Below are 20,232 nucleotides of genomic sequence, written 5' to 3'. Positions count from 1 at the left end.
GCCAACGCAAGCGCCGCGCTGGAGCAGCGCAGTGCAAGCTTTCGCCCCTATAGCTGGAGCAACGGTCCCGACCGGGGCGGAACCGCCTCACGCAAACACGCTGAGCCCTTATGGCCGATGTCGTCATCCTGGAAAGCCGCGAAAGGGTGCTGGCCGGCATCCTGCTCACGGCCGCCGCCTATTTCCTGTTTTCGGCGCAGGATGCCTCGATCAAGCTCCTGGTCGCTGGCATGACGGTCTGGCAGATCATGTTCGTCCGCTCGATCACCGTGCTCGTCGCCTGCGGCGCGGCCGGCGGCAGGCGGCTGTTCGCCGACACGATCGATTCGCCGATCGTCAGGCCGATGCTGGTGCGCAGCGCCTTCACGCTCGCCGCCTGGCTTTGCTACTACAACGCCGCGCGCTCGCTGCAGCTTGCCGAGCTCACCACCATCTATTACGCCGCGCCGATCATCGTCACCGTGCTGTCCGTGCTGATCCTGGGCGAGACGGTGCCGCTGCTGCGCTGGCTGGCGGTGTTCATCGGCTTCGTCGGCGTCTTCATCGCCTGCGATCCGACCCGGCTCGGCTTCTCCGTGCCGGTGCTCCTGGTGCTGGCAGCGGCCGTCCTTTGGGGGATCGCCGTGGTGCTGCTGCGCAAGACGGCGCTGCAGGAGCGCACGACGATCCAGCTCGTGCTCAACAATTTCTATTTCCTGCTCTTCTCGGCCGTGCCGGCGCTGCTTTGGTGGCGCATGCCCGATTGGCGGCAGCTTCTTTTGCTTGTCAGCGTCGGGGCGCTCGGCGGGGTGGCGCAATATGCGCTGTTCGAAGGCATGAAGCGCGCGCCGGTGTCGATTATTGCGCCGTTCGAATACACCTCGCTGGTCTGGGCCTTCGCGCTGGGCTACGCCATCTGGGGCGACGTGCCCCGCACGGAAGTGTTCATGGGCGCGGCGCTGATCATCGGCGCCGGCCTGCTCATCGTCGGCAACGAGCATTTCCGCAGACGGGAGCAGGTCTCATGACAGAGAGCTGTCAGGAGCAACCGGGTAGGCTGGCGCCATGACGGACACGCTCGACATGCCGGAAAAGCTTGCGCCTGCCGCCGCCGACGTGGCTGCCGAGCGCACGCTCGGCATTATCCTGGTGTCGGCATCGGCGATCGCCTTCGCGCTCACTGGCGTGCTGACCAAGTCGATCCATGCCGATCCGCTGACGATCACCTGCTGGCGCGGTTTTTTTGGCTCGATCCTGATCAGCTTCTACGTGCTGTGGCGCCGGCGCCGCTCGGGCGGGCGCGAAAGCCTGAAACTCGGCTGGCGGGGCTGGCTGCTCGCGGTCGAGGGCGCCGCCGCCAGCATCGCCTTCATCTCGGCCTTCAAATTCACCTATGTCGCCAATGTCGCGGTGATCTACGCGACCTCGCCCTTCATCGCCGCACTGCTCGCCTTCCTTCTGGTGCGGGAAAAATTCCGGCTGCAGACGATGCTGGCCGCGGCCGTATCGCTTTGCGGCGTCGCCATGATGGTGGGCGCCGGCCTCGGCAGCGGGCACCTGTTCGGCGACGCGCTGGCGCTTTTGATGACCGCCGGCAGCGCGCTCTACATGATCATGGTGCGCGCTTTTCGCGACTCGCCGGTCGTCTGGGCGGGCGCTGTCTCGGCCTTCCTGCTTTTCGTGCTCGGCTGGTTCGTCACCGATCCGCTGGCCGTGTCCGCCCGCGACGTGGCGCTGCTTGCCACCTTCGGCTGCTCTTTCGCGCTCGCCTCGATCCTGTGGACGGAAGGCTCGCGGCTGATCCCGTCGGCGGAAGCCGGCCTGCTCGGTTCCGCAGAGGTGCCGTTCGCCATCCTGTTTGCCCTGCTGTTTCTGGGCGAACTCCCACCGATGGCCAGCATCATCGGCGGAGCCATCGTGCTTTGCGCGGTCTTTGCGCATGCCGGACGCGACTGGCTGAAGGCGAAATCGGCGGGTTCATAAAAATATTTCGCCGGTCACGGAACCATCATCCGCGTGGAGCATTATTGGATCGACGGGTCACCCCCCAAGTCCCCCCAAACCCCTCGACCCGTCCGACTAGAAGCCGACCCTCAAAAAGGTCGGCTTTTTCTTTGGGCGACCGGCCTCAGGACGGAAGGGCCAGGCCGCCGGCAAGCAGCTCCGCCAGGTCCCGCGCCGGGCGGGCGGCTTCGCGGCCGAGCCGGATGGCGAAATCGGCCATCGGCAGCGGCGGGAGGTCGAAATCGGCAGATACCTCGACGATGCCGGAATGGGCGAAACGCCGGGTGCGCGGCGTCAACGCGATGCCGGCATTGACTGCGGCGCGCAGCCCGGCAAGGCTGGCGCTGCCGGCGGCGATGCGATAGCGACGGCAGGCTGCGTCGAGCGCATTGAGCGCCGCCTCCCTGAAGCCGCAATAGGGATCGAGCAGCGCCAGCGGCACCACCTCCTGTCGCGCCGCCAGGCCTTGTTCCGAGCAGAGCCACAGCATCGGCTCGCTGATCAGGGCCGCTTCATCCGGCGATGGGGCATGGCGCATGGTGATCGCGAGGTCGAGCTGGCCTGCCTGCAACGCCGACCCGAGTTCCATGGAGCGGCCGACGCGCAGCTCGACCCTGACGCGCGGATGGCTGGCGGCGAAGGCCCGGAGCAGGTCCGGCAGGCCCTGATCGGCGAAATCCTGCGTCGTGCCGATGGCGATGCGGCCGCCGGCGCGCGCTCCCTTCAGCGCCAGCCAGGCCTCGGTGTGGACGGCAAGGATGCGCCGCGCATGGCCGACAAGGTCCTCGCCGGCCGGCGTCAGCCCGCGTCCCCTGCCCTGCGGGATGAGCAGCGGCTCGCCGACGATCTCCTCCAGCCGCTGCATCTGCGCGGTCACCGCCGACGGTGTGCGGCCGACGGTGGATGCGGCCTTGGCGAGCGAGCCGCCGTCGACAAAGGCAAGGAAGGTTTTCAGAAGATCCGGATCGAGCGTTTCCATACTTCAATGGTATCGAACTATTTATCAAAAACAATTCGATTTTATTGATGCTATGCCGATGGCATGGTCCTCCCATCGACGGCGCGAGGCGCCCAACTCGGAGGATAGAAAAATGCCGATCATCAATATCAGCATCACCGGCAAGCCGGATGCCAAGCTGTCCGCGACAATCGCCAGGGTGGCGACCGAAATCACGGCGAAGCTGTTGCACAAGGATCCGACGATCACCACGGTCGCCGTCAACTACATCGATCCGCAGCACTGGTTCGCCGGCGGCAAGTCGCTGGCCGAGCACGGCACCAACACGTTTTGGCTCGACATCAAGGTGGTCGACGGCACCAACACAAAGCTCGAGCTCGAAGCCTATCTCAAGGCGATCTTCGAGGCCTTCGGCCGGCTGCTGGGCGGCGTGCATGAGGAAAGCTACGCCTTCGTGCACGAAGTGCCGGCGGCGGCCTATGGCTATGGCGGCAAAAGCCAGGAGTTCCGCTTCATCAGCGGAAGGTTGAAGGCGGCGTAGCGCCGTCTTCCCCTTCTCCCCTTGTGGGAGAAGGTGGCCGAGCGAAGCTCGGTCGGATGAGGGGTGTTGGACGGAGCGCGGCGTCGCAAGCTAAGCGCCTCAAGAGCTGGATTTTCCAGCGCCTCATTTCTTCCAACACCCCTCATCCGTCTCGGCGCTGCGCGCCGATCCACCTTCTCCCACAAGGGGAGAAGGGAAAGCTCTCCGACCCCGCATTGACCTTGCCCGCACTTCCGCTACCCTCTGCCACCGAAGCGGTCGCTCAAGAGCCGCACCCTGGAGGAGACTGGGAGAGAGCGGCATGATCCTGACCCTGGCGCTGCTGGCGGGCCTTGTCTTTGCCTGGCTGCTGATTGCCGTGATCGAGCGGGTCCGGCTCGACCTGCGCTTCACCCAGGCGCTGCTCTATGTGCCGTTCAAGCTCGCCTACCGCATCGCCGACAATCGCATGCGCATCGCCCGCAGCGCCAAGACGCCGGTCATCTATGTCGTCTGGCACCAGTCGCGCATCGAGCCGGCGCTGATGCTGTCGCTGCTTCCCGACGACACGCTGCATATCCTGGACGAGGCTTCGGCGCGCTCGCCCTGGCTGGAGCCGTGGCGCGAGCTTGCGCGTACCATCGCCTTCAACGCCGAGCATATCTTCGTCAGCCGCCGGCTGGTGCGCGTGCTGAAGGGCAAGGGGCGGCTCGCCGTCTACCTGCCGGACAATGTCGAGCCGGACGTCAAATCGTTCCGGCTGTTTCGCGCCATCACCCGCATCGCCATGCAGGCCGACGCACGCATCGTGCCGATCTTCGTTGCCGGGACGCGTGACCTGCCGGTGTCGCTGACGCCAAAGGAAAAAGCGCCGCGCCACTGGTTCCCGCAGCTTTCGATGAGTGTGCTGGAGCCGATGACCATCGCCGAGCTGGTGGCGCGCAACCCCGACATGGCATCCAACACCAACGCGCTGTTCGACCGGTTCGCCGAGGCACGGCTTTATGGCACCAATCTCGATCGCGGGCTCTTCCTCGCCATGCGCGACGCCGCCGACCGCATTGGACCTTCGCGCCCGATCATCGAGGATGTGATTTCCGGTTCGCTCAGCTACCGTAAGCTGTTCATCGGCGCGCGCGTGCTCGGCCGCCATTTCGAGGCGGTGACCGCGCCCGGCGAAGCGGTCGGCGTGCTGTTGCCCAACGCCAATGGCGTGGTGCTTACCTTCGTCGGCCTGGTCTCAGCTGCCCGCGTGGCGGCGATGATCAACTACACCGCCGGCCCGGCGAGCGTGACCGCGGCGGTCCGCACTGCCGTCATCAGAACGGTGGTTTCCTCCCGCGCCTTCATCGAAAAGGCGGGCATCGACGACATCGTCGCCGCGGTCGAGGCGGGTGGCGCCAAGATGCTGTGGCTGGAAGATGTGCGCGCCAATGTGACGACCCTGGACAAGGTCGCCGCAGCGCTTCTGTGGCGTTTGCCGCTGCAGCGGCAGCAAGCCTCGAAGCCCGCTGTCATCCTGTTCACCTCCGGCTCGGAAGGCACGCCGAAGGCGGTGGTGCTGTCGAACCGCAACCTGCTTGCCAATGTCATGCAGGCCGAGGCGCGCGTCTCCGTCTCGCCGGCCGACATCCTGCTCAACGTGCTGCCGGTGTTCCATTCCTTCGGGTTGACCGGCGGCACCATCCTGCCGCTGGTGCTGGGCGTTAAGCTGTTCCTCTACCCCTCGCCGCTGCACTACAAGATCATCCCAGAGATCGCCCGCAAGGTGAAGCCGACCGTGATGTTCGGCACCGACACTTTTCTGGCCAACTACGCCCGCACCGCCAAGGACGGCGACTTCTCCAGCCTGCGCTTTGTCGTGGCCGGCGCCGAAGCGGTGAAGCCGGAAACGCGGCGCACCTACCGCGACCGTTTCCAGGCCTCGATCGTCGAAGGGTTCGGGCTGACCGAGGCCGCGCCCGTGGTGGCGGTGAACACCGCCATCCACAGCCGCGACGGCACAGTCGGGCGGCCGCTGCCGGCGATCCGCATGAAGCTGGAGCCGGTCGAAGGCATCGCCGAGGGCGGCCGGCTGTGGCTCGACGGGCCGAACATGATGATGGGCTATATGACCGCCGATCGTCCCGGCGAATTGCAGCGGCTGGAAGGCTGGCACGACACCGGCGATATCGTCTCGGTCGACCGCGAGGGCTTCATCACCATACGCGGGCGGGCCAAGCGCTTCGCCAAGATCGCCGGCGAGATGGTGTCGCTGGGCGCCGTCGAGATGCTGGTGCAGTCGCTATGGCCGGAGGAGCGCCACGCGGCGGTGGCAGTGCCCGACAAGAGGCGCGGCGAGCGCATCGTGCTGGTCACCACCGCCGACGAAGCCAATGCCGAGGAGCTGCGCCAGTTCGGCAAGAAGGCCGGCGCGGCCGAGCTGATGGTGCCCAACGACATCATCAAGGTGGAAGAGATCCCGGTGCTGGGCTCGGGCAAGACGGATTACATCTCGGCGCGCAAGCTGGCGATCGACCGGCTGGGGCTGAGTGCGGCGGCCTAGGGCGCAGCGCTACCCGATATCCGACGGCGGCACCTTCTCGCCTTCGCGCATGGCCCGCTTGGAATAGGCGCGCACCGACAACGGCAGGAAAAGCAGGTACCCCGCGACGGAAGCCGTCAGCGTGTACCAGGGATAGGTCATCAGCAAGAGGATGTAGAGCACGACGCCGAGGATGACCGGCAGCACCCTGTCGCCCGGCACCTTGACGCTCTTGCCCGAATAGACCGGCAGGCGGCTGACCAGAAGGAAAGCGACCAGCACGGTGAAGCCGGTGGCGACGAAGGCGGCCGGCCGGCTGGGCTCCAGACCGAGCCGCAGGAAATAAAGATAGAGCGGCAGCATGACCAGCACAGCACCCGCCGGGGCCGGCACGCCGACGAAATATTCGGTCTGCCAGGCCGGCTGCTCGGCGTCGTCGGCCAGAACGTTGAAGCGGGCCAGCCGCATGCCGCAAGCGATTGTGAAGAGAAGTGCGGCGATCCAGCCCGGCGAGCCGGCTCGGTCGAGCAGGAAGGCATAGAGCACCAGGGCCGGCGCCACGCCGAAATTGACGATATCGGCCAGCGAATCCATCTGGGCGCCGAATTTCGAGGTCGCCTTCAGCATGCGCGCCAGTCGCCCATCGATGCCGTCGAGGAAGGCGGCAAGCAACACCATGACCACAGCGATCTCGAAGCGGTTCTCGAAGGCGAAGCGGATGCCGGAAAGGCCGGCGCAGATGGCAAGCACGGTGACCAGGTTGGGCAGCACCATGCGCATCGGGATCTCGCGGATGCGCGGACCGCCGCTGGCATGGGCTTCGAATTTCTTGAACGGCGCGCCCAACGCTCAGGAAACCCTGACCAAGGGCGTGACCGCGGTGCCGCCGAATTCGGCAAGCACGGTCTCGCCGCCGACCGCCGTCTGGCCGACCGCGACGCGCGGCACGGCGCCCGACGGCAGGAAGACGTCGACGCGCGAGCCGAAGCGGATCAGGCCGAAACGCTCGCCGATCGCGATCGTACCGCCGGCCTCGGCCCAGCAGACGATGCGGCGCGCCACAAGGCCGGCGATCTGCACGGCGGCAATCGTGCCGTTCGGGCTGTCGATGACCAGGCCGTTGCGCTCGTTCTCCGCGCTTGCCTTGTCGAGCTCGGCATTGAGGAATTTGCCGGGCTTGTGCTCGATGCGCGTGATCCGGCCGCGCACCGGAGCGCGGTTGATGTGGCACGAAAACACATTCATGAACACCGAGATCCGGGTCATCTCGCCGGAGCCCAGCCCAAGCTCGCTCGGCGGCACGGCGGGGCCGACGGCCGAGACCACGCCATCGGCCGGGCTCACCACCAGCCGGTCGTCGACCGGGGTGACGCGCTCGGGGTCGCGGTAGAAATAGATGCACCATGCGGTCAGGATCAGTCCGATCCAGAACAGGATCGAGGAGAAGTAGCCGAGGAACAGCGTCGCCGCGGCGAAGGCGGCGATGAAGGGGTAGCCTTCGCGATGGATCGGAACGAACGTATTCTTGACCGAGTCGAGAAGCGTCATAGGGCTTGGGGCGGTCTCTGTTTCAGGTTGCGCCTCAATAGCGGAAAGCCCCCCTCCCCGCAACGCAACAATGGGGGAGGCAGCAACGCCGGCGTGAAAGCCTAAATTTTGCTCCGGGTGTCGGACCCCGGCTCCGTCACGCGTCCTTGGCGAGAGGACACCCAAGGAGCCCGCCAATGCCTTCGCAGAAATCGTCTGCAACGAGCGCCAATATCATCACAACAGGCCTCGCCTTCGGCGAGTCGCCGCGCTGGCATGACGGCCGGCTCTGGCTTTGCAACTGGGGCACCGGCGAGATCGTCGCGGTGAACGACAATGGCCGGTGCGAGGTGATGCTTATCGTGCCGGCCGTCCTGCCCTATTCGATCGACTGGTTGCCGGATGGCCGGCTTCTGGTGGTCTCGGGGCGGGAAGGCCTGCTGCTCCGGCAGGAAGCAAGCGGGACGCTCGTCACCCATGCCGATCTGAGGCATCTGTCGAAGAACCCCTGGAACGAAATCGTCGTCGATGGGCGCGGCAACATCTATGTCAATGGCGGCGGGCCGGCACCGGCGCCGGGCGAGCATTTCGGACCGGGCACCATTGTGCTGCTCAGGCCGGACGGCGGCGTGCGGCAGGTCGCCGAGGATATCGCCTTCGCCAACGGCATGGCGGTGACGCCGGACAACAATACACTGGTCGTCGCCGAATCCCACGCCAACCGATTGACCGCCTTCGATATCGCCGAAGATGGGAACCTTTCAAACCGGCGCGTATGGGCTGATCTCGGGAACAATTATCCCGACGGCATCTGCATCGATGCCGAGGGCTGCGTCTGGTATGCCGACGTGCCCAACCGGCACTGCGTGCGCGTGCAAGAGGGAGGCGAGAAAATCGACAGGGTCGAGGTCGATCGCGGCTGCTTTGCCTGCATGCTGGGCGGCTCCGACGGCAGGACGTTGTTCATCCTCGCCGCCGAATGGCGTGGGTTCGAAAACATGGTGAGCGACGCCCGCACCGGCCAGGTGCTGAGCGCCGCTGTTTCGGTGCCCGGAGCCGGGTGGCCTTCCTATAGTTCGGGCACGCGCCGATAGTTGGCTATGTCGGCCTTGACGCCGAGGCGGGCGATCGTTTCCTGCGCGCTGAAGGCGATGCGCTCGTGCGCTGCCTTGACGATCGGCACCACCTTGTCGACCGCGGCTTGGCTTTCCCATTCGACCATGGTGACAAGGTTGAACTCGCCGGGGCCGGAAAATTGCTCGAGCAGGAAGTCCTGCACAAAACCCTCCTGCTGGCGCAGCAGTTCATGCGTCATCCTGGCCTTGCTGAGGATTTCGTCGCGCGCTTGCGCCGGCACGACGAATTTGTCGACGCGGAACACGCTACCGGTGCGGTGGTTTTGAGTGCTCATTTCGATCTGTCTCCACTCTTGTACGAGTTGCTTCGCAGGGGCTCAGAGACGGTTTGCAAGCTCAAGATAGGTTGAGGTCAAGGGGATTTTGCGCCTTTCCCTTCTCCCCTTGTGGGAGAAGGTGGATCGGCGCAAAGCGCCGAGACGGATGAGGGGTGCTGGAAGGAATGAGGCGAGAAAAGAATAGATGCTTCAAGCGCTTAGTCTTGTCGTGCGGCGATCCTTCCAACACCCCTCATCCGACCTCGCTTCGCGAGGCCACCTTCTCCCACAGGGGGAGAAGGGGAACAGGCGCTAGCTCACCTCCGACGTCCTTCTCCTCACAATCACCCCAAGCTCGTCGCCCTCGCGCGCGATGCGCAGGCGCTCCTCGGCTTCGGTCGCCTCGCGCTGGCGGTCCCACATCGAGGCGTAGAGGCCGTGCTTGGCAAGCAGCGCCGCATGGGTGCCGCGCTCGGCGATCTGGCCGTCCTTCAGCACGATGATCTCGTCGGCCGAAATCACCGTGGACAGCCGGTGGGCAATCACGATCGTGGTGCGGCCCTTGCTGACCAGGTCGAGGGCTGCCTGGATCTCCTGCTCGGTCTGGGTGTCCAGCGCCGAGGTCGCCTCGTCCAGCATCAGGATCGGCGGCGCCTTGAGGATGGTGCGGGCGATCGCCACGCGCTGCTTCTCGCCGCCCGACAGTTTCAGCCCGCGCTCGCCGACCATCGACTTGTAGCCCTCGGGCAGCTTCTGAATGAACGGGCCGATCTGGGCGAGCTCGGCCGCTTTGCGCACCTCCTCCTCGCCGGCGCCGACACGACCGTAGCGGATGTTGTAGGCGATGGTGTCGTTGAACAGCACGGTGTCCTGCGGCACCATGCCAAGCACCGCCCGCAGGCTCTCCTGGGTGACGTCGCGGATGTCCTGGCCGTCGATCAGCACCTGGCCGCCCTGAACGTCGTAGAAACGGAACAGCAGCCGGGAGATGGTCGACTTGCCGGCGCCAGACGGGCCGACGATGGCCACCGTCTTGCCGGCAGGCACCTCGAAGGAGACGCCTTTCAGGATCTTGCGGCCAGGATCATAGGAGAAATGGACGTCGCGGAATTCGACCTTGCCGGGCCCGACCTTCAACGGCCTGGCATCCGGCTTGTCGACGATCTCCTGGGGCACGTCGAGCAGGTCGAACATATGCTCGATATCGGTCAACCCTTGCCTTATTTCGCGGTAGATGAAGCCGATGAAGTTGAGCGGCACCGAAAGCTGGATCAGCATGGCGTTGATGAAGACGAAGTCGCCCACCGTCTGCCTGCCGGCCTGCACCTCCAGCGCCGACATGCACATGACGATGACCGTGCCGAGGCCGAAGATGAGGCCCTGGCCGAAATTCAGCCAGCCGAGCGATGTCCAGGTTTTCGTCGCGGCGAGCTCGTAGCGTGCCATCGAGCGGTCGAAGCGCTCGGCCTCCATGTGCTCATTGGTGAAATATTTGACCGTCTCGAAGTTGAGCAGCGAGTCGATCGCCTTGGTGTTGGCGTCGGTGTCGCTGTCGTTCATGTCGCGGCGGATCGAGATGCGCCAGTCGCTCGCCTTGACGGTGAACCAGACATAGAGGCTGACGGTGACGGCGACCACGGCGACGTATTTCCAACCATAGGTGAAGGCAAATATGCCGGCCGTCAGCGCGAATTCGAGGATGGTCGGCGCCGTGTTCAGCATGATGAAGCGCACGATGGTCTCGATGCCCTTGGTGCCGCGCTCGATGATGCGCGACAGGCCGCCGGTGCGGCGCTCGAGATGGAAGCGCAGCGACAGCTGATGCATGTGGACGAAGGTGCGGAAGGCGAGCTGGCGCACCGCATACTGGCCGACACGGGCGAACAGCGCGTCGCGCAGCTGGTTGAAGCCGAGCTGGATCAGGCGCAGCACGTTATAGGCGATGACCAGCGCCACCGGCGCCAGCAGGAAGGATGGCAGCGGCGGCGGTGTCTTCGAGCCATGGGCCAGCGCATCGGTCGCCCATTTGAAGAAATAGGGGCCGGCGACCAATGTGACCTTGGCGACGACCAGAAGCAGCGTCGCCCAGGTGACGCGGGCTCTGAGATCGGCGCGGTCGGCCGGCCACATATAGGGCCACAGATTGCGCAAAGTGGTGAGGGTGCCGGCTTCGGCGGATACGGTCTTTTCGGCCACTAGTCTTGCCTTATGGGTGAGAGGCTGGGGCAGCAGGAGTTGACGAGCTGGGTGAGCGAAGCGGAGACGCCCGCAAGCGCGGCGTGGTCGACCGCGTAGCGCGAGCGCTGGCGGTCGGCCTCGAAGCGGACGAGCCCGGCCTCGACCAGGATCTTCAGATGCTGCGAAACGGTCGACTGTGCGAGATCAAGGTGATCGACCACCTCACGGCAGGAGCAGCAGCGGCTGGCCGAGAGATGTTTCAGGATCTCGATGCGCGCCGGATGCGACAGCGCCGCCAGCCGCGCGGCAATGGCACGGCTTTCGGTGCAGCGGGTCTCGGGGGATTCGGACATCGTTCATCGGCGATAGACGATGAACGGTGAGAGGGCAAGCTAGGCGCATGGGTAGATTTGTTGAAGGAGATCGCAGCCCTCTCGTTCGTCATTCTAGGGCGTAGCGACGCGAAGCGTCGCGTAGACCCTAGAATCCATGCCGGGACGCGCGCGCGAGATGCCGCGATCGAGAATGGAACTCCGTAGGATGCCTGAAAAAGACAGGTCTGCACCGTGGCATCGCCTTTATGTCACGGCATGGATTCTAGGGTCTGCGCGCGTCGCTTTGCTCCTTGCTCCGCCCTAGAATGACGAAGTGCCCTACTCCGTCTTCGCCGGCGCGGCTGTCATCTGCTCGCCCATGGCCTTCATGTCGGCGGCCTCGCCTTCCTTCGAAGTCGAGGGCACCTTGAACACCTGGCCTGGCCAGATGCGATCGGGATCGCGGATCTGGTCCTTGTTGGCCAGATAGATCGTCGAGAAGCGCGTGCCATGGCCGTAGACGCGGCGCGAGATGCGCCAGAGCGTGTCGTTGCGGCGGATGATGACGGAGCTGTCGGCATGTTCGAGCTTTGGCGCGACCGTTTCGGGCACGTCGGTCGAGGGCGTCGCCTCGGCAACCTTGGCAGCGCCCCCGGCGGCCGGGGCCGGCTTGGCCGCTTCGGCCGTTGCTGTGTCGGTCGTGGTTTCGGCGGTCTTGGTCTCGGCCGGCTTGGCCTCGGCTGGCTTTGTCTTGCTTGGGGCGACGGCGGCGACCGAGGCGCCGGCCTCGCGCTCGAACGGGACGGCAGCGCGGGCGACGACCTTGACGCCGTCATTGTCCAGGCCGTCGACATGGATAGTGTAGCTGCCGACCGGAATGTCGCGCGTCGCTTCGATCAGGAAATGCCCGTCGGCCGAAGTCTTGGCGTCGCCGAGCAGGATGGCGTCGGCATAGGCGCGCACCTTGCGGCCGGGATCGGCCGTGCCGGCAACGAAGATCTTGCTGCCGTCGATTTCGACTGCTTCGACCGCGATCTTGGGTTCCGCCGCGGCGGCCGCAGCCGGCGCGGTCGCCTGGTCTGTGGCGGCCGGCGCGGTCGCGGCCGGCGCCGAGGCCGTGTCCGATGCCGCCGGCGCGGTCGTTGCCGGAGCTTGGGTCGCAGGCGCCGCTGCCTGATCGGTCGCCGCCGGCGCCGCCGGCTTGCTCTCAGTCTCAGGAACGGTGATCAGTTGCGAGGCCTTGCCTGGCTCCTCGACCATGGCCAGCACCTGGCCGGTCGGGCTCTGCGGCACCGACACGACGGCGGTCTGGGCCGAGGCAACGGCAATGCCGCCAACCGTCTGGCGCAGCGTGATCGTATAGTCGCCGGGCTTCAGCGGATCGTCGAGCACGATGGCGAAGGCGCCGTCGGGTCCGGACTCGGTCGAGCCGAGCACCGTGCCCCCATTCAAGATCTCGACCTTGGCGTTGGGCGCGGCGCTGCCGGCGACGACGATCGAGCCATTGCCCTCGACCCGCACGACATCGAAGGTCGGCAATGTCGGGCCGGCGGCGGGCGCCTGGGCGGCCGGCGCCATGGCGTTGTTGGCCGGCGCCATCTTATTGGCGGGCGCCATGGTGTTGGCTGGCGCCATCGTGTTCGCCGGAGCCATTGTGTTTGCCGGAGCCTGGGGCACGCGCGCCTCTGTGCCGGTGCTCGAGGATTCAGCCGGTTTCGCTTCGGTCTGCGGCAGCGTCGCGACCTGCGCCGGCTTCTGGTCGTTGATGTAAGGATCGAGCGCGCCCGAGCCGTAGGCGACCGCCGCGACGGCGACAACGCCGCCCGCCGCGAACAAAAACGCCTTAGAAGGATTGATCGCCATAATTCCGTATTGCCCCCTTAGCCACCTAACGCCCGGTCTAGCGTGTTTTCCCGAGTCCGACAAGAAAAAGCCCGTCCGCGGGCTTGACCCGGCCGACCGTCCCCATCACCAATCATCGCCATGAACACGATTCGATCCGTCTGCGTCTATTGCGGCTCGTCTCCGGGCCGCGACGAGGCCTATATCAAGGCCGGCCACACACTTGGCCGCTCGCTTGCCAAATCCGGGTTGCGCCTCATCTATGGCGGCGGCACCAAGGGCATCATGGGCGCTGTCGCCGACGGCGCGCTCAAGGCCGGCGGCAAGGTCACCGGCATCATCCCGCGCTTCCTGATCAACAAGGAGGCGACCGAGACCGCGCTCGACAAGCTCGACGAACTCTTGATCACCGACAACATGCACGAGCGCAAGCACAGCATGTTCGAAAAATCCGACGCCTTTGTGGCGCTGCCAGGCGGCATCGGCACGGTTGAGGAAATCGTCGAGATCATGACCTGGGCGCAGCTCGGCCACCACCGCAAGCCGATCGTCTTCGCCAACGTCAAAGGTTTCTGGGACCCGATGCTGACACTGATCGAGCATATGTCCGAGGAAGGCTTCATCCACACCGCGCATAAGGTGAAGCCACTGGTGGTTGACGACCCGGAAGCGATCGTCGCCGCCATCATGGTGGCCGGCTCGTCGGTCGACGCGCCGACGGAAGGGGTGCAGTCGGTGATCGACAAAATGTAGGCAATAGGGATTGGGCAGTAGGCAATAGGGAAAGACGACCCCTACTGCCTACTGCCTACTGCCTACTGCCTACTGCCTACTGCCTACTGCCTACTGCCTACTGACTACTGCCTTCCTCAAATCGGCAATCGCCGCCCTCCAATCATTGCGCCGCCAGGCAAGGTGGATCTCAACGCTGCGCTTGAACCAGAACAAGTCCCGGAAGACGATGCCGGGCGGCGCGGTGGAGCGCAGGCTTTCCTGTACCGTCGCCAGGCCCATCCCGGCGCTGACAAGGCCAAGCGAGGTCAAGGGATCGGCGGTCTCATAGGCGATGTCGGGCATGAAACCGGATTCGGCGCAGGCCGCCAGGAACTGCGCGCGGTTGGTGTCGCCGGGCTGGCGCACGACTGTGATCCAAACGCGGCCGTTGAGATGGCCGGGCGCGATGTCGGCGACAGCGGCGAGCGGATCGCCTTCCGGCATTGCCAGCACCAACGGCTCGCGCCGCACCAATATGCTCTCGATATCCGGATCGCGTTGCGGCGCCGGCGCATAGACGAAACCGAAGTCGAGGACGCGCTGCCTCAGATCTTCGAATTGCGCAGCCGTCCTCCGGCTGCGCAACTGCAGATGAAAATCCGGCCGCGCGCGGCGGAAATCCCGCAGCATGTCCGCGATCAGCCCCGCATGCACCGCGCCTTCGACATAGCCGATGGCCAAGCTGCCTGTGGCGCCGCTGGCAAGGTTGCGGCCGAGCTCTTCCAGCCGCGCAGCATTGGCAAGCAGCGCTCGGGCTTCGGCAAGAAAGGCCCTGCCTTCGGCATTCAGGTGGACACGCTGCCTCGCCCGCTCGAACAAGGCGACACCGAGCTGTTCCTCGAGTTGGATGATCTGCCGGCTCAAGGGCGATTGCGAGATGTGCAACTGCTCGGCGGCACGGCCGACATTGCCGGCCTCGGCCACGGCGACGAAATATCTGATCTGGCGCAGGTCGAGCATTTTTGCCCCCAACTCAAGTCCTCAAAGGTCTTAATTTTAGCCTAATCAGTCTTGGACAGTCTGACCAGCGGGCGCGATATCTTCCAGCATCAACCGGCCACCAAGGAGATTGCATGCAGTTCTTTGCCCTGCTCACCCGCAACACCCAGAAGTTCGGCGACGCCGACTTCGCGCCGCTGCTGCCGCCCGAGTCCGAGCAGCGCAAGACGCTCTACGTTCAAGGCGCCGTGCGCCAGATCTGGAACCGCGGCGACGTTCCCGGCAGCGGCATGATGTTCGAGGCGGCAGACGAAAAGGAGGTGCGCGGCCACCTTGCCACGCTGCCGCTGATCGAGGCAGGCATGATGGACATCGCGGCGATCGTGCCGCTCAACCCTTATCCGGGCTTTGGACCGAAGCGGTGAAGCAGCTGCGGCGGCCCACCTTGCAGCCTAACCGCGACCGAAAAGACGACTGAAAAGCCCCGGGCGCGCGCCGCTGTAGCGCTCGGGCAGAGGGCGGGTGAGCAGGAACTGTTCGTGGCCTTCGACGGTCTCGGTACCGCGATAGCTGCATTGCAGCGACCTTGCCAGCGGAACGATTTCCTTCAGCACGGAGCCGAAACCCTCGCCGTCGATCGGCACGTCCTTCGCCATCCTTAGCTCACGCGAGACTATCTCCAGACTCAAGAAGCGGTAGCCGCGCTTTTCAAGTTCGGCGCGCAGCTTCGCCAGAGAAGGCTCGGCGCCCCAGAACTCGAAGCGTGTCGGCCGGATGCGGGCATCCGCGGCGATTTCCAGCCGGAGGTCGCCTATCGCCTCGGCGGGAAGGATGAGCGGCGCCAGCGCGGCAAGCGAATGCTGTTCCAGCGTGAGCGGAAAGGCCAGCGCCTCAGCGGTCTTGCCAGCTATCCGTTCGAAACCGGCAATGTCTTCGGTCGTAAAATAGAAATCGCGGCCGCCCTCGCCATGCTGTTCGGCGATATAACAGGCTGGGCAGTTTGCGGCAGCCAGATCCTGGCAAAGCTTTTCGAGGAAAGCGTAGTTTCGCTGCGATCCCTCGGGCGTCAGCAGAGCGTCTCGCGCCGTCAACTCGTCTGCGCGTGGCGTGAGCTTCAGGCGCAGGATCGGCAGCGAGGCGGCGGCCCGCAGCAGCGCCATGTTCACCCGCGTATGGATGAAGAGCTCGCCGCCATCGGGGCGGTAGCGTACCAGCGCGCGATGCGGTTCGGCCTCGCGGATGACCTCTTCCGTCTCATCGTTCGAGACCTGTTCGCCGGTGACCGGAAATTGAAGCAAAGTCATGCGATTGCCCCCAAATCGCGTTGATCGAGCCACCCTGCCAGTTTGTTGCGACCCAGCCTAGATGCCTCACGGCCAAGCGTCCTGCATCGCGTTCACCGACAGCCACGCCATCGCGGGAAGCGCGACGAGCAGCGCCAGCCGCATCCCCGCGGATCGCGCTTGGTCCGGCTCGTGGCGCTGAAACCGGCGCCAGATCTGGAATGCCGCGGCGAGAATGAGCAGCGCATAGAAGCCGGCGAGCACCCAAAGGGCTGTCTGGCCGGATATCGCAATGCCGTTTTCCTCGAGCACCTTGCCGATCAGCATCACCGGCCCGGCAACGAAGAAGGCAATGGCAATGCCGAACAGGAAGCCGATCATGGCGCCCAGGAACGATGTGGCCGACATTGCCACAAGCACCGCCATCAGGATGAGCAGAGTGATGAACGCGCGCTGGCTCATGGCCGCACTCCCCGATCGAATGCCCCGGAATCTATCAGTCTGGCCTTAATTGCGCGTAACAGTTGGAATCCTTGCCAGCGCGGTCGGACCGGGCCTCCCCTTGCCGGCAACGGAACCGTCGCTATTGTCGGCGGCGATCCGAAAACAGAGGCGAAAACTTCCATGAAACTTGGCTTTGTCGGCACGGGCGCGTTGAGCTCGGCCATTGTCGCGGGGCTGAAATCGCTGCCGGGGGAGACGACGCCGGTGGTGGTCTCGCCGCGCAACGAGGCGATCGCCGCCGAGCTTGCCGCGCGTTATCCGGACGTGCGCATCGCTACCGACAACCAGGCCGTGCTCGACGATTGCGACACTGTGATGTTGGCGGTGCGGCCGCAGATCGCGCGCGAGGTGCTGAAGGAACTGCGGTTCCGTCCGGACCATCACGTCGTCAGCCTGATCGCCACCGTGTCGCGCGAGGAGATCGCCGCGCTTGTCGCGCCAGCGGCACAGGTGACGAAAGCCCTGCCCATGCCGATGATCGCCAGGCTGCAGGGCGCGACGATCATCTGCCCACCGAACCCGATGGCGGCGGCGTTCTTCGGCAGGCTGGGCGGGGCGATCGAGGTCGAGGACCAAAGCGAGTTCGATGCGCTGAGCGTCGTCACCGCGACCTATGCCAGCTATTTCAAATATCTCGACACGATCCACGCCTGGGTGCGCAGCCAGGGTGTTTCGGGCGACAGGGCACGCGACTACATCACCAGCATCTTCAAGGCGCTGGCCAATGCGCCGGATACGGCGCCGGACGAAGATTTCATGCATCTTGCGCAGGACTATGCGACGCGCGGCGGCATCAACGAGCAGGTGCTGCGCGAGCTGACCGAGCGGGGAACATTCGATGCCTTGGCGGAAAGCCTGGAGCGGGTGCATCGGCGCATTGCGGGGAAGTAGCCGGAGGACCCAAGCGGCGATTGCCGATCACTCAGCCGGCAGCGTCCGCGGCGACGGCCTCGGCGCGCTGAGCCGGTCGCCAAGCCCGACCGCTCGAACAACGCCAACTCTGCCGCGGCTTGTCATCGCGCATGCGCTTCTCCACGATTGCGGCACACGGCTCCCAAGAACCGCTAGGATCATGAGATGAGTGACACTATCCCCGCCATCGACATCGCGCCGCTGTTCGGCCCGACTTCGCCCGCACGCGACGAGGCCGACCGCCAGATCTTCACTGCTGCCTCCGGCATCGGCTTCATGACCGCGCGCGGCTTTCCGGGCGCGGAGCTTCTGACGCGCGAGCGGCGCGGCGAGCTCCTGAAGATCTTCGATTTGCCCGATGCGGAAAAGCGGAAGCTGCTGCGCTGGAATTTCGACCCGTCGAAATCGAACTATTATCGCGGCTGGTTCCCGCTGCAGCCGACCGCGGTGTCCTACAAGGAAGGCATCGACATGGGGCCGGACATCGCCCATGCCGACGCCGGGTTCGCGCCCGACGATCCGCTGCTCGAGCGCACGCCGCTTCCCGCCGAGGCCGATGCTCCAGGATGGAAGGCGACCGCCGCGCATTACTACCGCTCGATGGAGAAGGTCGGCGCGGCGCTGATGGGCTCGATCGCGCGCAGCCTCGGGCTTGAGGACGGTATTTTCGACGGCCATTTCCGGGGCGGCATCTCGACGCTCAGGCTGATCCGCTATCCGCTGCGCAGCGAGGACGGCGCGGTCGACCTGTCGAAGTCTGAATATTGGGTCATGCACAAGGGCGAGCGGCGGCTGGTCATCGGCCGTGAGCATGCCGATTCCGGCTTCGTGACACTTTTAGCGCAGGACGGGGTCGAAGGCCTGCAGGCCAGGAGCCATGCCGGCGAATGGATCGACGTGCCGCCCGCCGACGGCTCGCTGGTGGTGAATTTCGGCCAGCTGCTGGAACGCTGGACGGGCGGCGTGGTGCAGGCGACGCGCCACCGGGTGATCGCGCCGAAGACGGCGCGTTACTCCATTCCCTTCTTCTACGAGCCGCGCGTCGACGCCGAGATCGCGCCGCTGCCGATCAAAGGCGCCAGCGACTTCGCGCCGTTCCGCTATGGCGATTATCTGTGGGAGTCGGCGACCAATTTCGTCGAGATGGCCGGCGTCAAGACTTTGCGCAAGCCAAGGCGGCCGGCCGCCGCCTGAATGCCAATGCCTGCCGAGAGCGCGGCAGAAGCTCGACGATGAATGGCGCGGGGTGGCACTGGCGCGCAACCAGCCCAGCACCGAAGGGTCGAGGAAATTCCAGTCCTTCAGCGGGCGGATGCGCGACCCGCGCCGGGGGCGGGTGAGCAGCAGGCCATTGGCCGACAGGATCTTCACCGCTTCGCGCGCGGCCCTTCGGCTGGCGCCGAAGCGGGGCGCAGATCTCTTCCTCGCCAAGCAGCGTCGCGCCGGACGGAAACAGCCCGCCGAGTATCTCGCGGCCGAGACTGTTGGTTATGTCATCCGTCACCGATGAGGTCTGGTTGCCCACCCGGCCCGTTCGAGTCTGCCGCCGAGTGTTACACGTGCGGGATCGACCGCACCGACTAGTTGCCAGGGCGGCATCGCCCGCTTGTTAATCCGATTTATCAGATGAATCGGTTGAACGGAGCCGGGCTTTGCTGCTAGCTGTGCGAGGAAGAATTCCGGCACCCCTGCTCAGCAACACTTTGCCGCTCGCCGAGGCCCGCAAGGTCGAGCTGGCCAGCGACAAATCGCAATCGATGAAGGTGCAAATTGCGTTCGACTGATTATCTCGGCCGTCTCTTCGGCCTTGAAGGCCGGCATGCCTTCGTCACCGGCGCCAGCCGCGGGCTGGGGCTCGCTTTCGCGGAGGCGTTGGCTGCCGCGGGCGCACGCGTCACCATCGGCGGCCGCAAGGCCGACGAGTTGAAGGTCGCCGGCGACCGTTTGCGCGCCGAGGGCTACACGGTAGCGGAGTCATTGATCGACGTGACCGACACGCAGTCGGTCGACGCGGCAATCGCGGCGAGCGAAGCCGGCACCGCGCCGATCGACATCCTGGTCAACAATGCCGGCATCCAGCGCCGCGCGCCTCTGGAGACCTTTTCCGATGCCGACTGGGATGCGCTGATGGCGACCAATCTCGACGGCGTGTTCAAGGTGAGCCGGGCGACGGTCAAAGGGATGATTGCGCGCGGCAAGGGCGTGATCATCAACGTGTCGTCGGTGCAGAGCGCGCTCGCCCGGCCCTCGATCGCGCCTTACGCGGCGAGCAAGGGCGCCATCACCATGCTGACCAAGTCGATGGCCGGCGAATGGGGCCAGCATGGCGTGCGCGTCAACGCCATCGCGCCCGGCTATTTCAAGACCGAGCTCAACGCAGCATTGGTCGCCGACGAGAAATTCTCCACCTGGCTCGCCGGCCGCACCCCGATGCGGCGCTGGGGCGATGTCGAAGAGTTGGCGGGCGCGGCGGTGTTCCTGGCGTCGGATGCGGCAAGCTTCGTGACGGGACAGACGCTGCTGGTGGATGGCGGGATCACGAGCGTGTTGTAGAGGCCGCCCTCACCTCACGCGGACCCGC

Annotated in this window: 20 protein-coding genes; 10 read left to right on the top strand and 10 right to left on the bottom strand. The window is 65.4% G+C overall.

Translation table 11 applies throughout. The features are described from left to right. Positions 1-110: 110 nt before the first annotated feature. Positions 111-1,007 carry a DMT family transporter gene (locus tag LB520_RS25740; RefSeq protein WP_224525052.1) on the top strand — a complete coding sequence of 299 codons (897 nt, stop codon included), beginning with the start codon at positions 111-113 and terminating at the stop codon, positions 1,005-1,007. 37 nt (positions 1,008-1,044) lie between these two features. Further along, complete coding sequence (locus tag LB520_RS25735; RefSeq protein ID WP_224525056.1) at positions 1,045-1,962, top strand: DMT family transporter; 918 nt, start codon at positions 1,045-1,047, stop codon at positions 1,960-1,962. A 145-nt stretch (positions 1,963-2,107) separates the two neighbouring features. Here LB520_RS25735 and LB520_RS25730 read toward each other — a convergent pair whose 3' ends face one another. Further along, positions 2,108-2,962 carry a LysR substrate-binding domain-containing protein gene (locus LB520_RS25730; protein ID WP_224639822.1) on the bottom strand — a complete coding sequence of 285 codons (855 nt, stop codon included), beginning with the start codon at positions 2,960-2,962 and terminating at the stop codon, positions 2,108-2,110. A gap of 112 nt (positions 2,963-3,074) precedes the next feature. Here LB520_RS25730 and LB520_RS25725 point away from each other — a divergent pair, with 112 nt between their 5' ends. Next, positions 3,075-3,482, top strand: coding sequence for a tautomerase family protein (locus tag LB520_RS25725; protein WP_224639821.1), 408 nt, complete (start codon positions 3,075-3,077; stop codon positions 3,480-3,482). A 301-nt stretch (positions 3,483-3,783) separates the two neighbouring features. Further along, entirely contained in the window at positions 3,784-6,006 is a 2,223-nt protein-coding gene (locus LB520_RS25720; RefSeq protein WP_224639820.1) for an AMP-binding protein, read from the top strand. Between the two features lie 9 nt (positions 6,007-6,015). Here the strand turns inward: LB520_RS25720 and LB520_RS25715 are convergent, their stop codons facing one another. Next, a complete protein-coding gene (locus LB520_RS25715; RefSeq protein WP_095766986.1) occupies positions 6,016-6,831 on the bottom strand; it encodes a CDP-alcohol phosphatidyltransferase family protein in 816 nt (271 codons plus the stop codon). Positions 6,832-6,834: 3 nt separating this feature from the next. Beyond that, the gene (locus LB520_RS25710; RefSeq protein ID WP_318012144.1) at positions 6,835-7,572 is read right to left on the bottom strand and encodes a phosphatidylserine decarboxylase; all 738 of its coding nucleotides are present in this window, start codon (positions 7,570-7,572) and stop codon (positions 6,835-6,837) included. Positions 7,573-7,709: 137 nt separating this feature from the next. Here LB520_RS25710 and LB520_RS25705 point away from each other — a divergent pair, with 137 nt between their 5' ends. After that, positions 7,710-8,606: an SMP-30/gluconolactonase/LRE family protein gene (locus LB520_RS25705; protein ID WP_224639818.1), complete on the top strand. Its 897-nt coding sequence runs from the start codon at positions 7,710-7,712 to the stop codon at positions 8,604-8,606. On the opposite strand, the gene LB520_RS25700 is transcribed toward LB520_RS25705, so the two are convergent. The 4 genes from LB520_RS25700 to LB520_RS25685 all read right to left on the bottom strand — a co-directional run bounded on the left by LB520_RS25700 (position 8,582) and on the right by LB520_RS25685 (position 13,260). Continuing rightward, positions 8,582-8,923, bottom strand: a complete 342-nt coding sequence (locus tag LB520_RS25700; RefSeq protein WP_224639817.1) for an antibiotic biosynthesis monooxygenase — start codon at positions 8,921-8,923, stop codon at positions 8,582-8,584. The two genes, LB520_RS25705 and LB520_RS25700, sit on opposite strands and share 25 nt — an antisense overlap. 294 nt (positions 8,924-9,217) lie before the next feature. Continuing rightward, the gene (locus LB520_RS25695; RefSeq protein WP_224639816.1) at positions 9,218-11,101 is read right to left on the bottom strand and encodes an ABCB family ABC transporter ATP-binding protein/permease; all 1,884 of its coding nucleotides are present in this window, start codon (positions 11,099-11,101) and stop codon (positions 9,218-9,220) included. Beyond that, positions 11,101-11,436: an ArsR/SmtB family transcription factor gene (locus LB520_RS25690; protein ID WP_224639815.1), complete on the bottom strand. Its 336-nt coding sequence runs from the start codon at positions 11,434-11,436 to the stop codon at positions 11,101-11,103. Before LB520_RS25690 ends, LB520_RS25695 begins: the two co-directional genes overlap by 1 nt. 300 nt (positions 11,437-11,736) lie before the next feature. Next, a complete protein-coding gene (locus LB520_RS25685) occupies positions 11,737-13,260 on the bottom strand; it encodes a LysM peptidoglycan-binding domain-containing protein (protein WP_224639814.1) in 1,524 nt (507 codons plus the stop codon). Positions 13,261-13,380: 120 nt separating this feature from the next. Here LB520_RS25685 and LB520_RS25680 point away from each other — a divergent pair, with 120 nt between their 5' ends. Then, the gene (locus tag LB520_RS25680) at positions 13,381-13,992 is read left to right on the top strand and encodes a TIGR00730 family Rossman fold protein (protein WP_095766979.1); all 612 of its coding nucleotides are present in this window, start codon (positions 13,381-13,383) and stop codon (positions 13,990-13,992) included. A 90-nt stretch (positions 13,993-14,082) separates the two neighbouring features. On the opposite strand, the gene LB520_RS25675 is transcribed toward LB520_RS25680, so the two are convergent. Continuing rightward, on the bottom strand, positions 14,083-14,973 hold the full coding sequence (locus LB520_RS25675) for a LysR family transcriptional regulator (protein WP_224639813.1): 891 nt from the start codon (positions 14,971-14,973) through the stop codon (positions 14,083-14,085). Between the two features lie 113 nt (positions 14,974-15,086). Between LB520_RS25675 and LB520_RS25670 the strand changes: the two genes are divergently transcribed. Further along, positions 15,087-15,377: a muconolactone Delta-isomerase family protein gene (locus LB520_RS25670; protein ID WP_095766977.1), complete on the top strand. Its 291-nt coding sequence runs from the start codon at positions 15,087-15,089 to the stop codon at positions 15,375-15,377. Positions 15,378-15,404: 27 nt separating this feature from the next. On the opposite strand, the gene LB520_RS25665 is transcribed toward LB520_RS25670, so the two are convergent. Both LB520_RS25665 and LB520_RS25660 read right to left on the bottom strand, forming a co-directional pair. Further along, entirely contained in the window at positions 15,405-16,256 is an 852-nt protein-coding gene (locus tag LB520_RS25665; RefSeq protein ID WP_224639812.1) for a hypothetical protein, read from the bottom strand. Between the two features lie 66 nt (positions 16,257-16,322). Continuing rightward, on the bottom strand, positions 16,323-16,697 hold the full coding sequence (locus LB520_RS25660) for a hypothetical protein (protein WP_224639811.1): 375 nt from the start codon (positions 16,695-16,697) through the stop codon (positions 16,323-16,325). Positions 16,698-16,859: 162 nt separating this feature from the next. Between LB520_RS25660 and LB520_RS25655 the strand changes: the two genes are divergently transcribed. The 3 genes from LB520_RS25655 to LB520_RS25645 all read left to right on the top strand — a co-directional run bounded on the left by LB520_RS25655 (position 16,860) and on the right by LB520_RS25645 (position 20,204). Next, positions 16,860-17,630, top strand: a complete 771-nt coding sequence (locus tag LB520_RS25655) for a pyrroline-5-carboxylate reductase (protein WP_224639810.1) — start codon at positions 16,860-16,862, stop codon at positions 17,628-17,630. Positions 17,631-17,816: 186 nt separating this feature from the next. Beyond that, positions 17,817-18,845 carry an isopenicillin N synthase family dioxygenase gene (locus LB520_RS25650; protein WP_224639809.1) on the top strand — a complete coding sequence of 343 codons (1,029 nt, stop codon included), beginning with the start codon at positions 17,817-17,819 and terminating at the stop codon, positions 18,843-18,845. 576 nt (positions 18,846-19,421) lie between these two features. After that, a complete protein-coding gene (locus LB520_RS25645) occupies positions 19,422-20,204 on the top strand; it encodes a glucose 1-dehydrogenase (protein ID WP_224639808.1) in 783 nt (260 codons plus the stop codon). The last annotated feature ends 28 nt before the right edge of the window (positions 20,205-20,232 follow it).

The organism is Mesorhizobium sp. CA12, from assembly GCF_020165255.1.
Classification (GTDB): Bacteria; Pseudomonadota; Alphaproteobacteria; order Rhizobiales; family Rhizobiaceae; genus Mesorhizobium.
The sequence above is the reverse complement of the archived record's forward strand: the minus strand, read 5'-3'. Positions and strand labels throughout refer to the sequence as shown.